Below are 209 nucleotides of genomic sequence, written 5' to 3' on the forward strand. Positions count from 1 at the left end.
GTCTACGAGGGCTACAAGGCTGCTGTGCACAAGGAAAATGAGGCCCGCAAGGCCGCGGGCAAGCTTCAGTTCCACACGTTCGGGAAGACGAAATTCTACGAGATCATCGAATCCTTCGCGGCTTTCGACGTGATGGCGCAGCGCGAGGGTCCAGAAGCCGCCCGCAAGCACTTTGCGCCGAACCTCAGAATGCACGATGAGACCCTGCT

1 protein-coding gene is annotated in these 209 nt (G+C 58.9%); it reads left to right on the plus strand.

Features of this window, described 5'->3' with window-relative positions; genetic code table 11:
- On the plus strand, window positions 1–209 hold a 209-nt coding region (locus tag AF337_RS43110; protein ID WP_160320224.1), incomplete at both ends, for a TBPIP family protein.

The organism is Rhizobium ecuadorense (genome assembly GCF_001187535.1).
GTDB lineage: Bacteria > Pseudomonadota > Alphaproteobacteria > Rhizobiales > Rhizobiaceae > Rhizobium > Rhizobium ecuadorense.